The following is a 15,729-nucleotide window of genomic DNA, read 5'->3' as shown; positions in this document are numbered from 1 at the left end:
AACTAACACAATTCAACTAATAATCAAACATCTATTGTAGTCAACCGTTTTAGTTTTAATCAATTTTACTATATTTATAGCACTCATTTCCTTAATCAATATTTTCTTGGCTCATTCAAAGGTTACGAAAGATTTCAATAACACGGCTAACTGGTTTTTAACAAAGCCAAGAATAACTGGTTTTTTGTTTTTTTTATTTCTACTCACCTTTGTGGCATTAATTGTTTATCAGCGTTATGAACTGTACATCGAAGATCAAAACAAGGAAGTTACGGGGATATTGAATGAGTTAGAAGAAAATATTGAGCAGTCCCTTAAAAATAATTATACTGTTTCCCTTACATTGGCATTAACCATTGATGACAAAGGAGAACCTAAAAATTTTAACACAGTTGCAGAAAAGCTGATTCAATCAAATCCACATTTGCAGGCTGTACAATTAGTTCCAAATGGGGTAATCAAATATATATATCCTTTAAAAGGCAACGAGGGGGCATTAAACTTAGATCTTTTTAAGAGCGTTCCCAGAACAGTTTCGGAAGCCAAAAAAGCCATTGAGACTAAGAAAATGTATTACCAGGGCCCTGTAAAACTTCATCAAGGAGGTGTGGGTCTGGTTGGTCGCTTACCTGTGTTTATCAATGATCAATTTTGGGGCTTTTCAGCAATAGTCATAAAATTAGATACTTTCTTTAAGAGTTCAGGAATTAACAATAACAAGTATAAGAATTACAGGTTTCAGTTCTCTAAGATCAATTCGGAAAGTAAACAAGAAGAGTTCTTTCTTGACTCAAAGGAAGCATATGATTTTGATCAGTCGAAGTCCATTATTTTTCCTGATGGTGATTGGAAGTTATATGTAACCTATCTCAATAAATCTGACGTATGGGTTCAATTAATCAGTACGATACTTTTTGGATTGAGTTTGGCGATCTTATCAAGCTACCTGCTTACAAGATTGATCATTAAACAAGCCGATTTGCAACAGATGTTCACTAAGCAGGGGGAAATGCTTATAAATACCGAAAGTAAATTTAAAGGAATTTTTGACAATGCGGCCGTTGGCATAGCCAGAGTAAACACTAAAACCGGGGCTTTATTGGAGGTTAACAAATATTTATGTGATTTTTTAGAGTTTACGGAAGAAGAGCTTATCGACAAGAAAATAAAGTCGTTAATCCACCCAGATGATGTAGTTGAAGACTCCCGGTTGTTTAAATTGTTTTTGAACGGCGACGTTCGACAAGTTAATACCGAAAAAAGGTATATCGGTAAAAGTGGCCAAGTTAAGTGGGGTAACGTAACGATAACTGCTCTTTGGAATGTTGGTGAAGAGCCTACCAACCATATTGTTATTCTAGAAGATTCGACCGAAAGAAAGGCCGCTGCTCTTGTACTAATCGAATCAGAACAGCGGATACAATCGCTGATCAATACTATTGATGGCATTGTGTGGGAAAGCTATATGGAAGAACATATTCCCATTTTTGTAAGCCAAAAAGTAAAGGATATTTTGGGCTATACCGTTAAAGAATGGATGAGTAGTAACAGTTTTTGGTTCGACCACTTACATCCTGATGATAAAACGAGGCTGGTTGAGTATTTGGAACTAAATCTGCAGAAAAAGAAACAGCTTGATGCCTCTTATAGGATGATTGCAAAAGACGGTTCGATTGTATGGATCCGCGATATTGTGACGGTAATTGAAGAACAAGGACAGCCCTTGAAACTTAGAGGGATCATGATTGATATCACTACTCAGAAGCAAGCAGAGGTTGCGCTCAATAACTCCTTTAACTTGGTAACAGAACAAAATAAACGGTTGCTGAATTTTTCATATATAGTTTCTCATAATTTGAGATCCCATGCCAGTAACATGCAAGGTATTATTAGCCTGATAGAAAATGCAAGTACGGCGGATGAAAGAAATGAGATGGTTCAATTATTGAAAACAGTGGCAGAAAATCTTAACGAAACGTTGCTTAATTTAAATAACGTAGTTAATATTCAAAGCAGCCTTAATATCATTGTAGAGGCCCTAAATTTAAATGATTATATCGAAAGGACTTTAGCTAATTTAAATGCGCATATTTTAAATAAGCAGGTGTCAATTATCAATAAAGTGCCCGAAAACGTGCTGGTTAATTATAATCGTGCCTATTTGGAAAGTGTTTTGTTAAACCTTATTTCCAATGCAATTCGCTATAGCCGTCACGATACGCCACCCATCATAACTTTAACCTGCACAGCTGAAAACGGGCAGCAGGTGCTTGCCGTTGCTGACAATGGCATTGGCATAGATTTGAAAAAATACGGCGATAAAATATTTGGTATGCATCAAACTTTTAACGGTAATCCCGACGCAAGGGGCTATGGGTTATTTATTACCAAAAATCAGATCGAAGCTTTGGGTGGGAAAATTGAAGTAACAAGCCAACTTAATCAAGGAACGACCTTTAAAGTGTATTTTAAGTAGCAATGATGGGTAGCCAAAGCGAAGGAATTAACCAAAATAATTTAGCCGCTATGCTAACAGCAATTGGCAAAGCCACCGGTATGGGTTTTGCTGCCATTGTGCAGTTAACCAACAATCGTAATATCCTATATCTGGTTAAAGATGACATTCAATTAGGTTTATTGCCGGGTGATGAAATGGTGGGTGAGGCTGGTTTTGCGAGCTATTTAGCTACTCCTATTGTTAAAAAAGACGGACAAGTGTTCGGATCCCTCTGTGTTATAGATTCAAAGCCTGTTGCCCATAACAAAACCGCGATTACCCATATGCTCGAGCTATTTGCAGCGCTCATTGCTTATCATTTACAGGAACAACACGAGCTAGAACTGGCAGCACGGAGAGACAAGTTTATCGCAGCTATGGGGCACGATATACGAAACCCTGTTGCGGCTGTATTAAATGTTGCAGAGCTCTTATTAAGGTTGCCGGGCGAAGAAAGAGTTCAAAAAATGGGTACGATTATTCAGCGTTCAACAAATAGGATGAAGGGGCTAATTGAAAATATGCTCGATTTTGCAAGAGGGCATCTGGGAAATGGTATTAAATTAGAATGGAGTGAAGAACCATTAGCTGAAAGCTTTACAAAGCTCGTTGAAGAACTCCGGGCCTCCTCACCAAGTTATCAAATTGAATTTGCAATTAATTTAGAAACGACTTTTAGCTGTGATGGACGACGTATGGTTCAGCTTTTAAGCAATTTAATAAGTAACGCAATACGTCATGGTATAGACGGTGAACCCGTTCAAGTACAGGTTAGCGCTGATGCGAAAGAGTTTTTAATGCGCATAACCAGTAAGGGTGAAAAAATTGATGTTGATCTTTTAAGCTTAGATTTATACGTAGCTTCTCAGATTGCAGAGGCACACCAAGGTCAACTCGAAGTAACTTCAACTGATGAATTTATTTGTTTTACCTTTAAGATGCCTATCTAGAACTTTTAAGTTTCTACGTGGTTTTCCCAATCGTCGGCCTTTTGATGTTCTTCTTTACGATAATTTTCAGCCTCCTGGTGAATTGGGGGCTTCGCCACACTGTTTGGCATCATATCTAAATTTTCGGCAGCTGGCTTAGCCTCGCTCTGTTTTTTTGCGATATCATGGTCACGGGCTGCTTGGTCATGATTCTTACCAAGTCCGGCAATGTTTTCTTCAATGTCCATAGTCTTAGCTTTAAAATTTAAACTATAAACAAGGTTAGATGGAAAAAGGTTTTTAATCCGCTTTTTTTGTATCTTTGGTACTGTTCACAACGCAGCTAGTCATGGTATCTTGCCGGGAATAAATACTTCCTTAGCTCACTCTCTTATCTTTTGTTTTAGGTGTTTTCGTACCACATTATTACCAGCGCTGGGATTGATCAACCATGTTTAACAGGTGTGGCTGAGTAACATCCCGATAGAGTCCCAGTTTTTTGGCCAAAAGTGGGTGTCAACTGGGACTCAAGTGGGACTCAACTGGGACTCACCCTTTTTAAAGTACCTGTAAGGGTAGGAGTGGATACCTCGTTTTACCGAAGGATTACCGAAAAAATTAAATTAAAATGTTTTTGGTGGTTTTATTGCGCCAGATAAAGTGCAACGCTCGAACTCAAATTTAATTAAATTAGTTGACAGATGCAAAACTCATATGATGAATAATGGGTATATTGTGGCATTGAATTCATGAGATGAACAGTCAAGAATTTATAAACGAAATTGCGAAATTGAAACCTTCTGCAGAAGAATTAAGTCCAACTCATAGTGATGAGCTGGTAAACCTTTTGTTAAATTCTTTTGTCATTCAACATAATTCTTTACAAGGAAGTTCTGATAACCCAATTATAGACCTTATTAAAGCAAATGATATTAGTTTATTGAATATTAATGATATAACATTTGACCCAGATTTATATGAAGATGAAGAATTTATATTTTTTGGATGGGATATTAATGACCGATTGGGGATATTGAAATCAAATGGGAAAATAGTTGCTTATGATGGTTTTTCAGGGAGAATAATGTTCTGGTGCGCTGATAACTCAAGTAAATTTCTCGATGCTCTGGTTGAAATCATGAAGTTCTTTAGAGAAATGATTGTTAAAGATTACGAAGAAGATGAGAGAGATAAACGTGCTGTAGATGTTGCCTATATTGCTGCTTTAAAAGCTGGTGGAGAACAATATGAGGATTATTATAAATCTGTTCTCGGAATAGATTAAAAATTATCCTAAAGTAGAATTCCTCTTTAAACAAGAAAAGAGATCATCCATCCAGACTGATCTCTTTTTCTAACCAAATATAAACCTGTATGAACGGGTTATTCTTTTATTCCTTAAAGCGGAATGTATTTTCTTTCTTTTAGCGCCTCATTGCTTTAGCACAATTTGATGATGCAAATATATAAATAATATCTAATGGTGTATAATTTACACTAAGTATTTTTTAAAATATTTTTATTTTCTGTTATTCAAATGACAAAACTGCTTTTATGATGCTTAAAACTGTTATTTACAAACGTAAAGGTAAGCTGATTGTTTTAACTAGTTTGATTTTTTCTGTTAAATTTTTGTTAAATAAATGTTTTTCCGACTATTATCTTTATGAATACTAATAAATTTTGAATTTATATATGAATTAATTTGGCGTAGACATAAAAAAAGCTACGGGTAATTTACCTGTAGCTTTTTAGCAAATATTTTACGCTTACCTATTTTAATGTGCCATAATATTCAACAAATTTGGCTAGTGCTGATGAATAGCCCCACTCATTATCGTACCATGAAACAACTTTCACAAAGTTATCGTTCAATGAAATACCAGCACCAGCATCAAAGATTGAAGCGTGGTCATTGCCGATAAAGTCTGAAGAAACAACCTCATCCTCAGTATAGCCTAAAACACCTTTTAGATCGCCTTCTTCTGAAGCTGCTTTCATCGCTGCTTTAATTTGCTCGTATGTAGCTGGTTTTTCTAAACGTGCGGTTAAATCTACCACAGATACATCGGCTACCGGAACACGGAACGACATACCGGTTAGTTTACCTTTCAACTCAGGGAGCACCATACCTACTGCTTTTGCAGCACCTGTTGACGAAGGGATGATGTTAGAGAAACCACCACGGCCACCTCTCCAATCTTTAGCCGAAGGGCCATCAACTGTTTTTTGAGTTGCTGTTACCGCATGGATAGTACTCATTAACCCTTCAACAATACCAAAATTGTCGTTTAATACTTTAGCGATAGGAGCCAGGCAGTTTGTAGTACATGATGCGTTGGAAACGATCGTTTGATCTGCGGTTAGTTTGTGATGGTTAACACCCATTACATAAGTAGGGATGTCGCTGTCCTTAGCAGGGGCAGAAAATACCACTTTTTTAGCCCCAGCTGCGATGTGTTTTTCTGCATCAGCACGGGTTAAAAATAAACCGGTCGACTCGATTACAATTTCTACACCGGCCTCATTCCATTTTAAGTTAGCCGGATCACGCTCTGCCGTGATGCGAATCGTTTTTCCGTTAACAACCAAATGTCCGTCTTTTACTTCGATAGTACCATCGAAACGGCCATGGGTAGTATCATATTTAAGCATATATGCCATGTAATCTGGCTCAATTAAATCATTGATCGCAACAATATCAAGTCCTCTTTTCAATGCAGCTCTAAATACTAGTCTGCCAATACGGCCAAAACCGTTTATTCCTACTTTAGTCATTTTATTTAATTTGAATAATAATTTAGTAAATTATAGATGGGTTCTTTCGTTATTGATATAATATTAACATCATGCTTTTGCGCAGTGTTTCTCAATCTGTCTTGAAAAGTTCCAGCAACAGTACCTACAAAATGAACTTCTTGGTCGGGGTGTTTTGTAGTGGTTGGTAGCAAGTAGATTTTGAAATAACTCTCAAAAGCCTGGTCAATTAGTTGTATAATATATTTGTCTGTTCTGTTTTCGATGTAAAAATCTAGGAAGGAACTCAAATACTGTTGTACTCCTGGCTTTTTATAAACTTTTTCTAATACAAACGGACGATCAACATTATATTTCTCTTCCAATTTTAGCTTCAGGTTGGTTGGCAATTTATCTTCCAGATACTTCTTTAATAGTAGTCTTCCCAAGTGGTTTGCCGAGCCTTCATCGCCCAGAATAAAACCTAAGCCATAATTATTTTGCATTGGATTTTTACCATCGTAATAAGCACAGTTTGATCCACTTCCTAAAATACCTACAATTCCGGTTTCGTTATAACAAGCGGCAATAGAAGCTCCATATAGATCGTCTTTTACAGTGATTTTACTGTTCTTGAAAAAGATCCCCAAGGTATCAGCTAATTCTTTTTGCTTAGCGGAAGCAGATGCGCCGGCGGCAAAAACATAGATTCGCTTAACTTGTTCTGCGTAATTTATAAGCGCAATATTTTTACCTAACAGGTAAAGTATATGTTTTGGATCATTAAAGCATGGGTTGATGCCAGGCATGGTACACTCGGCAACTGTTTTCCCATTACTGGCAATCTTCCAAAAAGCACTCTTCGAACCACTGTAAACTACGGCTATCATATGGATAATACTTTAGTCATTTCTAATAAATCGTCTTCCAATTTGTAGCTATGCATATGCAAAGCAACATCTAAGCTAGTCAATTTAATCTCATTACCGCGCAAACCAACCATTTGCATCGTTGCTCCTTTTAGCATTTCATTTACTGCGGCAAAACCTAAACGACTTCCTAAAATGCGATCAAAGCCACTCGGACTCCCACCTCGTTGTAAATGTCCTAAAATAGTAACCTTGGTATCGTAATGGTTAAACTTACGTTTTACGCTTTTCGCAATATCCCAAGCTCCACCATATTTATTTCCTTCGGAGACTATCACAATACTCGATGATTTTTTGGTGTTAACACCTTCCTTTAACTTAATGATCAAATCCTTAAGCGACGTTTCTTTTTCGGGTAATAAAACTGCTTCGGCACCACTTGCAACTGCAGTACGCAAAGCGATGCAACCCGAATCACGACCCATCACTTCAATAAAGAACAAACGATCATGTGAATCGGCCGTATCTCTAATCTTGTCTATGGCTTCGATAATGGTATTTACAGCGGTATCATAACCTAGTGTAAAATCAGACCCATACAAATCATTATCAATTGTGCCTGGGATACCCATGACATTAACACCGTATTTTTTGCCAAAACGTTGCGCTCCAGTAAAGGTTCCATCGCCACCAATTACAATTAAGCCATCGATTTCTTTTTCCTTTAAATTTTTGAAGGCTTTTTCCATACCCTCGTCTTCTTTAAATTCTAAACAACGAGCCGTTTTTAAGATAGTGCCTCCTAAATGTAAAATATTACTTACAGAGCGGGCGTTCATAGGGATAATGTGGTTATTGATCAATCCTTGATAACCCTGCATTACCCCAAACATATTTTTACCGTGATAAATTCCAGTACGAACAACAGCCCTGATGCATGCATTCATGCCCGGAGCGTCTCCTCCTGAAGTTAATACGGCAATATTTCTAATATTTGGTTCCATTTTGCTATACGAATATAGTGTGTATTTTTTACACTAAGTAATTTTTTTTCATTATTTTTACGAAATAAGAGCATAAGTGTATTTATTTTGTTCTAAAATTGTAAATATTTTAAAAACGATATTGTTTTGAAAGAAGTATTACCTGTGTTTAATTCTGCAGTTTCGATAGATTGTGTATTATTTGGCTTTGACGGCGGAGAACTGAAAATTTTGTTAATAGAACGAAATGAAGAACCGTTTAAAGATTGGTGGGCCTTACCGGGTAATTTGGTAGGAGAGGATGAGAGCGTAGATCAGTCGGCCTCACGTATTTTGCACGAGCTTACCGGTTTGAGCGATGTGTATATGGAGCAATATTATACGTTCGGTGACGTAGGCAGGCACCCACAAGGAAGAGTAATATCAGTTGCTTATTACGCGATGTTGCGTTTAGGGGGAGATAAAGCGCTTAAACCGCTTACTACTTATGCTAAAAAAGCACAGTGGATCAATGTTCGCGAATTACCCAAATTAGGCTTTGATCACCAACACATTTTCGATAAAGGTTTAGAGAAAATTAAACGTCGCATTAAGCATTTGCCGATCGCTTTTGAATTATTGCCGGAAAAATTTACGTTAACTCAAGTACAAAATGTGTACGAGTTAATTTTAGGAAAAAAACTAGATAAAAGAAACTTCCGTAAAAAGATATTGAGTTTCGGTGTGCTTAAAGAACTTGATGAAAAACAAAAAGGTGTTTCGTTCAGAGCAGCAACACTTTATAAATTCGACAAAAGAAAATATGCCAAGTTGTTTGGTAAGGAGATCTCCTTTTAACTTTGACAAAGTTTAGAACTTTGTCAAAGTAAGATTAAGTATTATTTTTTGCTTAAATGATAATCTACCAGGTCATCTATTGGTGAACGGATAATTTTTCCAACACCCATTTCATATCTGTCTGCTACTAAACTTAAAATATCTCTGAAGCTATACCCAACTGAGCCAACGCAATTTAGCTCATAATTTTTATAGTTAGGGTAATGGACAACCAAATTTTCAAAGAATGCGGTAAAGCCATAATCTACTACCGAATTGGTGTAGTCCTCATAGTTCTCCTTAAAATCGTAAATGAATTTGCTAAAGCTTGCGCAGAAACGGTTTGGTAATGGCTTATTATAGATATGGTCTAGAATATCTTCATTGGTGAGGGCATAATTGTCATAAAAGCTTTCTCTTAAACCTTTAGGCATATAACCTTTCATATAATCGGCCAATATCCTTTTACCCATAAAACCTCCACTACCTTCATCACCTAAAAAGTAACCTAATGAATCGATATTAAGGGTAATATCGTTACCGTCATATAAACAAGTGTTGGTTCCGGTTCCTAAAATGGCAGCAAAGCCTTCGTTGTCGCCTAATAAAGCACGACAAGATGCTAAAAGATCGTGTCCAATATTAATTTTAGCGTTCACAAATACTCTTTGCATTGCATCTTCCACAATTTTGCGCTTTGCATCTGTTGAACAACCTGCACCATAATAATAAACTTCAGTTAATTTATCAGCCTCCAGATGATCTGGTAGCGAACTCTTCAACGAGCTTTCTATATAGTCACTATCCGAAAAATATGGATTATATCCCTCTGTATTAAAATGGATTTTTCTGCCTGCCTCATTTATGAGGCACCAGTTTGTTTTAGTTGATCCACCATCTGCAATAACAATCATTTTTGGTTTTTTATTTAGGTTTTAATTAAAAAGTCCACCAATATATGTGGGTTTTTTCAAATAAAAAATTAATTTTCAGTTTTTTATTGCTTAACATCCAATTTATATCAGACAATAAGATAAACGTAGAAAAACATAAGTTTTTAGAAAGTGTATTTTATACACCAAGAGGGAAGAAATAAGACCAATTAGACAATCGGTATAGGAAGATTGTATGAGATAAAAATATCCTCACCGGAAGCGCGTGATTTTCTTGAATGCTTCCGGTGAGGAGTTTAGTTTTAATTTTTTACCATGATGTATTTGTTGTTTGGAATATCTAAAGTGATGGTGTAATTACCTGCTGTACTTACATTAATGTCATCGCCTGTTAACGTTCCACTTGCATTGCCCCCGAAGTTAGTTCCCCAATCGTGGTTTTTCCTGAACTTGAATGCGCCCGGTACCATATTGATCGTTATTTTCCAAGTCCCCTTTCCGTCGTTGATAAATTTCATATCCGAGTCTACCGACCAGTTACTGCCTGGAATTGAATTTCCAATAAGGCCCCAAACCAGCGGAGTGATGGTAATGGTGTTGGCATTTAGATCAACAACTAATTCTTTCGAACCTGCAGAGATTGAACTAATGTCACCACCCGACGTACTGATCTTTCCACCCCCAGCGTCTCCATAAGCGATATCCCATTTTTTAGCAGGAGTTACTTTAAAGTTGCCTCCGTCAAACGCGATAACACCGGTGTAAACACCATTTCCTGTTAACGAAACCAAACTATCTGCTGTTGCAGGATTCCAGCCCTGATAATTACCTGGTACGTATATCCAGGCAGTGAGGGGGAATGGTTTAGCGCTTAATGAAACTACATTGCTAAATACCGGAGGTACCGCAGTAGAAATGGAAGATTTAACACGTATTTCTACATCAGAATTTGCGGTGGTGGGTAAATTTAATGACAATAAAAGGTTGTTGAAATCTAAGCCGTTATAGGCTTTGGCAGTTGCATTGGCGGGTAAAATAGCTTCTTTGGGATTAGCAAAGTTTGTTCCCTTAACAGCCAATTGAAGCACATTGGTTACCGCTGCTGCATAACCAAAATCTGCGTTAGTTAAGTTAAAAGTGATGACGTTACTGGTAAGCATCGACTTATCTAACACTACGCTAGTTGCCGATGAGCTTAAGGTGCCCCCAGTGCCCGAATTTGCAACTGACCGGGTTTCGTCTTTTTTGCAAGACCATAGCGATAAAGCAATAAAGCCTATAGCTAATGATTTTAAAAGTATTGCTTTCATTCTTTATATATCTTAATGATTAATAACCTGTGTTTTGTTTTAAGTTAGGGTTAGCAATTAAATCTGCTGCCGGAATTGGAAAGATATTTCTGAAAGTAGGGATTGCCGTTCCTGCTTTAACTCCACCTTTAAATGGCCATAAGTAAGTGCCTTCAGTAAATTTATTATAACGTACCAAGTCTGTACGTCGGTGACCTTCCCAATATAATTCCCTACCTCTTTCGTCTAAAAAGAAATCAATATTTATGGTGCTTACATTGCCACTGGCATTTCCGTATGCACGCTGACGTAAAGCATTTATATAAGTTACTGCCTGCGCTATTGAACCTCCCGTGCCACCACGCATTACGGCTTCCCCGTAAATTAAATATTGCTCGGCTAAACGGAACAAAGGAAAATCTAAGGAACTGAATGTGCCATTGAGCGATGCAGGGGTTGTACCGGTAGAAGTTACATTTTTGAACTTCGTCACTCTTAATCCATCTGTAAATACGCCAACCTCGTCTACATTGTTTTTTGTGCCAAAGAAAGTACCGCGCTTATCTGCGTTTCCATTGGGATCTGGAAATAAGGCTGGTAAATTCTGACGGGTTCTGTTACCTCCCCATCCGCCGTTTGGCACACCATAAGAGGTTGGGTTCATATCGCCATTTATGGCGGCGTTGATAAGGAAGGTTGTCCCTCCATAATTAGTACCTTTTGAACCATCGTAGTTAATGGTTAAGATTGTTTCCAGGTTATTCACATTATTATCAGCAAGGAAAAGATCTTTGTAATTTGCTTTAAGCGCATAACCCGCGCTAATTACTTTGCTTGAATAAGTGATCGCTTCTGTATATTTTGGGGTTCCAGTGTAAACCTGCGCATTTAAGTATAACCTTGCCAACAAAGCCCAAGCAGCACCTTGATCTGCGCGACCGTATTCGTTGGTTCTTGGAGCAGCCAATGTTGATTCTATTGCTTTTAGCTCACTTTCTATATAAGCAAATAATGCGGCTCTGGTAGTCTGTTTGGGTGCTACTTTACCAATTTCATCATCTTCTGTGATAAAGGGTGGGTTCCCGAAACCATCTAATAGCACCCAATACTGATAAGCACGTAAGAAGCGTGCTTCGGCACGGTATTTTTCGATATCTGTAGCAGCGGAGCCTGTAATTCCCCTTCCAGCTAATTTTTCTGGTGTGCTTTCTCGAAGAAACTCATTACATACGGTAATTTGTAGAATGCTTCTCGAATATAATCCTCGTAAAAATACATTGTCTACCGCCCAGGTACCATTATTTAATTCTGGAATACCTACGTCGCCCCACGCACAAATCGCTTCATCAGTAGTTAACTCCTGAGAAGTCCAAAATAGTCTTAAGAAATCGGCAAAGCCTGAGTTGATTCCACCGATATCGCTTACGTCAGATCCTTGTGAACTTGTTAAGGCATAACTTGCGTATAATTTCACCAAACCTTGTTTGTAACCTGCGGCGTTTGCATAAACCGTTTCTGAAGTAACGTCATTTACAGGCTTCAGGTTAAGATCGCTTTTTTTGCATGAATTTAATGACAACAGTAAAGTTGCAGTTGCCAATATTGTTTTAAATGAGTGTTTCATCTTCCTATTATTTTTAAAAGCCAACATTTAAACCTAAGGTATAAGTTCTTGGTCTTGGATATAAGTTATAATCTATACCTGATGATAATTCTGGGTCTAAGCCATCAAACTTAGTTAGCACAAATACGTTCTGACAGTTTGCTGAAATACGTAAAGTGCTGTTGTTAACTTTCGATAAGCGGCCAACGTTATAGCTAATACCAATGTTATCCATCTTTAAGAAGGATGCGTTTTTTATATAGTAATCGCTTAAATATTGGTTAGTTTGAAAATTGGTATTCAAGAAATCTGCCCCTGTATTGTTGATAATGCCACTTGGACTTAAGATGTTGGTTCGGATACCAAAGTTTGAGGAAACATTTTCGTAGGCATAGTTGCCAATGTTTGCTCTTAATACGGTATTCACTGACCATTTTTTGTAGTTAAAATTGGTGTTGAAACCAAAGGTTAAATTTGGATCAGGTGATTTGTAAAAATACTGATCGCCCGTACTAATAATGCCATCGCCGTTTAAATCTTCGAAAACCCCTTCTAAAGGTGCTCCGCCAGCATTGTAAACTTGCTTGTATACAAAGAAAGCCCCGGGTATCTGGTTAACCGAATTATATTTCAATGTTGTTCCCGTTCCGCCAGCAATATCCCCCGCTCCAATTTTTGAAGCTGGATCTGGATTTAAAGTTAAATTGGTAATTTTGCGTTTATTGTAAGCAACATTAAACCCGAAATCCCAAGTGGTGTTTTCACTTTGTATAACTGCAAAATTGATGCTTCCTTCTATACCTCTTACTTCCATGTTTCCGACGTTGGTAGTTAATAGGTTGCTAAAGTTTGTACCAACCGGAATATTAACAGTACTTAAAAGGTCTTTTGTTTTTTTGTAATAAGCATCAACGCTACCATAAATCCTACCTTTTGCAAATCCGTAATCTAAGCCTGCATTATAGGTAGTGGTAGTTTCCCATCTTAGATCTGGGTCGTAAGCAGCCGGGCTGTAATAGTTATAGAACGTATCACCAATTTGGTATTGACCGGTATTGCTGTTTGCATAATATTTGGACAAGTAGTCGTAATTTCCAATCCCGTCTTTATTACCTGTTTCACCGTAACTAAGTCTTAGTTTTAAATCAGAAAATGTGTTACTGGCTTTCATAAAGTCTTCGCCAATAATTCTCCAGGTAAAGCCGGCTGATGGAAAATAGCCCCAACGGTTGTCTTCGGAAAATTTAGAAGAAGCATCTGCTCTCATAGTTCCAGATAGAATGTATTTTTCGGCTAGGGTGTAAACAACTCTTCCGTAATAAGATAGCAATTTGTTTTGTTCAAGCGAATATGGAAACACCGGGGTGGTTAATAGCTCTCCTGTTCCTTTATAGGTGCTGAAATTATAGCCTTTGGCAGTGTTATCATAATAACCATATCCCAGTGTTGCATCGAATCTGCTATTAATGCTGGATACATTTTTTGCATAGTTTAAGTAAAATTCAGAGACGATGTTACTTTCACTGTTTTTACGGTTGCCAAAGAAACCACTTGTGGAAGCGCTTTGTGCTGCGAAATTTGGTACTCTGGTAAATCCATAACCGGTATTGTTATCATAGCCTAAGTTTAAGTTGGCATGAAGTTCAGGCAGAAAGTGGAATGAATAGTCGAATTTGATATTACCAAAACTCCTGGCTGCTTTTCCATTATTGTCCTGCAAACGAATTAAAGCGACAGGGTTGCGCGGTGCATTTGGATTTGGAACAGCTCCTTGGGTCCACTCGAAGTAGTTGCCGAAAGAGTTGGTTGCATGCACAGGTTGGGTAGGGTCAAACTGGATTGCACTAGATATTGCACCATCATTCGCAAAATGAGATTCAGTTAGCGCACCTTTTAAGTTAAGTTCCACTTTTAAATGGTTTGATAAAAAGTTTGGCGAGATGCTTAATGCGCCAGAAGCTCGGGTTAACTTATCCGTAATCAGCAATCCTTGTTGATCTAAATATCCTGCAGAAAAACGATAAGGCACATTGTGGAATGAGCCACCTACACTAAAATTATTATCGCTCGTGAATGCATTCTGAAAGATCTCATCCTGCCAGTTTGTATTAGCGTTGCCTAGTAAAGCCTTTTGAGCAGTGGTGCCGTTGGCATTTACATAACTTCTAATTTGGTCTGCACTCAATACGTCTACATTTTTAATGACAGTGGCGATGCTGTTATTAGTGCTGAAATTAAAGACAGGTGCACCAGAACCTCCTTTTTTAGTGGTAATTAAGATTACTCCATTTGAAGCTCTTGACCCATAAATAGCCGTTGCATTTGCATCTTTTAGCACTGTGAAGGTTTCGAAATCATTCGGATTGAGCAATGCAAGAGGATTGGGAGCGTTCCCGATACTGCTGCCACTAAAAGGAACACCATCTACTACAATCAAAGGATCGTTGCTCGCATTCAATGAAGCGCCTCCGCGAATACGTATTACACTGCCTCCTCCTGGTCGGCCGCCATTATTGACAATGGTGACACCGGCAACTTTACCTTGGATAAGTTGTTCGGGTGTGGTAATGGTACCTTTTTGAAAATCTTTTGAATTAACCGTGGCTATAGAGCCAGTTAAATTTTTCTTCTCGGCAGTACCGTAACCAATCACTACTACTTCGCTTAAGTTTTGTAGATCTGGTTTTAAGCTAAAATTTAAAACTACATTTCCTGAGCCTACGGTTGCTGTTAACGATTGAGCAGTAAAACCAAGGTACCTTGCTGAGATGGTATAAGTTCCACTAGCCAGGTTAGAGAATTTGTAATTTCCATTAGCGTCGGTAGGCATCACCATTTGGGTACCAACAACCTGTACTGTTGCTCCCGGAATTGGCATGTTAGCGTCGTCAAAGATTTTGCCGGAAACGCTTCCGGTCTGTGCAGCTACTGTTAATGCGCCGAGTGCAAAAAGCAGCAACATACAAAGCTTAATAGGGTAGAATACTTTCATAAAAAAAGCCCGTTTTAAAGGTGAAATATTTGATTAGTGTTAGTTGTATATTATGTTATGGTAAATTTAGTACTGTACGTTATAATTCAAAATTTAATGTCATATTTATTTTCAGCGCAATA

General features: G+C 37.8%; 12 protein-coding genes. 4 read left to right on the top strand and 8 right to left on the bottom strand.

Features of this window, described 5'->3' with window-relative positions; genetic code table 11:
* Positions 1–106 precede the first annotated feature (106 nt).
* Entirely contained in the window at positions 107–2,476 is a 2,370-nt protein-coding gene (locus BM207_RS06300) for a sensor histidine kinase (RefSeq protein ID WP_090992725.1), read from the top strand.
* A gap of 2 nt (positions 2,477–2,478) precedes the next feature.
* The gene (locus BM207_RS06295; RefSeq protein ID WP_090992724.1) at positions 2,479–3,447 is read left to right on the top strand and encodes a GAF domain-containing sensor histidine kinase; all 969 of its coding nucleotides are present in this window, start codon (positions 2,479–2,481) and stop codon (positions 3,445–3,447) included.
* Between the two features lie 5 nt (positions 3,448–3,452).
* On the opposite strand, the gene BM207_RS06290 is transcribed toward BM207_RS06295, so the two are convergent.
* Positions 3,453–3,674, bottom strand: coding sequence for a hypothetical protein (locus BM207_RS06290; protein WP_090992723.1), 222 nt, complete (start codon positions 3,672–3,674; stop codon positions 3,453–3,455).
* A 506-nt stretch (positions 3,675–4,180) separates the two neighbouring features.
* On the opposite strand from BM207_RS06290, the gene BM207_RS06285 reads away from it, so the two are divergent.
* A complete protein-coding gene (locus BM207_RS06285; protein ID WP_090992722.1) occupies positions 4,181–4,711 on the top strand; it encodes a hypothetical protein in 531 nt (176 codons plus the stop codon).
* 488 nt (positions 4,712–5,199) lie between these two features.
* Here BM207_RS06285 and gap read toward each other — a convergent pair whose 3' ends face one another.
* Genes gap through pfkA form a run of 3 tightly spaced genes read right to left on the bottom strand, consistent with a single transcriptional unit; the run spans position 5,200 to position 8,035 of the window.
* A complete protein-coding gene (gap, locus tag BM207_RS06280) occupies positions 5,200–6,204 on the bottom strand; it encodes a type I glyceraldehyde-3-phosphate dehydrogenase (protein WP_090992721.1) in 1,005 nt (334 codons plus the stop codon).
* Positions 6,205–6,209: 5 nt separating this feature from the next.
* Positions 6,210–7,052 carry a hypothetical protein gene (locus BM207_RS06275; protein ID WP_090992720.1) on the bottom strand — a complete coding sequence of 281 codons (843 nt, stop codon included), beginning with the start codon at positions 7,050–7,052 and terminating at the stop codon, positions 6,210–6,212.
* Positions 7,049–8,035, bottom strand: a complete 987-nt coding sequence (pfkA, locus tag BM207_RS06270; RefSeq protein WP_090992719.1) for a 6-phosphofructokinase — start codon at positions 8,033–8,035, stop codon at positions 7,049–7,051. The genes BM207_RS06275 and pfkA overlap by 4 nt, the downstream gene beginning before the upstream one ends.
* Before the next feature lie 126 nt (positions 8,036–8,161).
* On the opposite strand from pfkA, the gene BM207_RS06265 reads away from it, so the two are divergent.
* On the top strand, positions 8,162–8,851 hold the full coding sequence (locus BM207_RS06265; protein WP_090992718.1) for an NUDIX hydrolase: 690 nt from the start codon (positions 8,162–8,164) through the stop codon (positions 8,849–8,851).
* A 41-nt stretch (positions 8,852–8,892) separates the two neighbouring features.
* Here the strand turns inward: BM207_RS06265 and BM207_RS06260 are convergent, their stop codons facing one another.
* The 4 genes from BM207_RS06260 to BM207_RS06245 form a co-directional block, all read right to left on the bottom strand.
* Positions 8,893–9,744, bottom strand: a complete 852-nt coding sequence (locus BM207_RS06260) for an N-acetylglucosamine kinase (protein ID WP_090992717.1) — start codon at positions 9,742–9,744, stop codon at positions 8,893–8,895.
* A 281-nt stretch (positions 9,745–10,025) separates the two neighbouring features.
* On the bottom strand, positions 10,026–11,033 hold the full coding sequence (locus BM207_RS06255) for a SusE domain-containing protein (RefSeq protein ID WP_090992716.1): 1,008 nt from the start codon (positions 11,031–11,033) through the stop codon (positions 10,026–10,028).
* Between the two features lie 19 nt (positions 11,034–11,052).
* A complete protein-coding gene (locus BM207_RS06250) occupies positions 11,053–12,636 on the bottom strand; it encodes a RagB/SusD family nutrient uptake outer membrane protein (RefSeq protein WP_245768046.1) in 1,584 nt (527 codons plus the stop codon).
* A gap of 13 nt (positions 12,637–12,649) precedes the next feature.
* Positions 12,650–15,607: a SusC/RagA family TonB-linked outer membrane protein gene (locus BM207_RS06245; protein WP_090992714.1), complete on the bottom strand. Its 2,958-nt coding sequence runs from the start codon at positions 15,605–15,607 to the stop codon at positions 12,650–12,652.
* Positions 15,608–15,729: the final 122 nt, after the last annotated feature.

The organism is Pedobacter insulae (assembly GCF_900113525.1).
Classification (GTDB): domain Bacteria; phylum Bacteroidota; class Bacteroidia; order Sphingobacteriales; family Sphingobacteriaceae; genus Pedobacter; species Pedobacter insulae.
Note: the sequence above shows the minus strand (reverse complement) of the source record. Positions and strands in the feature narration are given on the sequence as shown.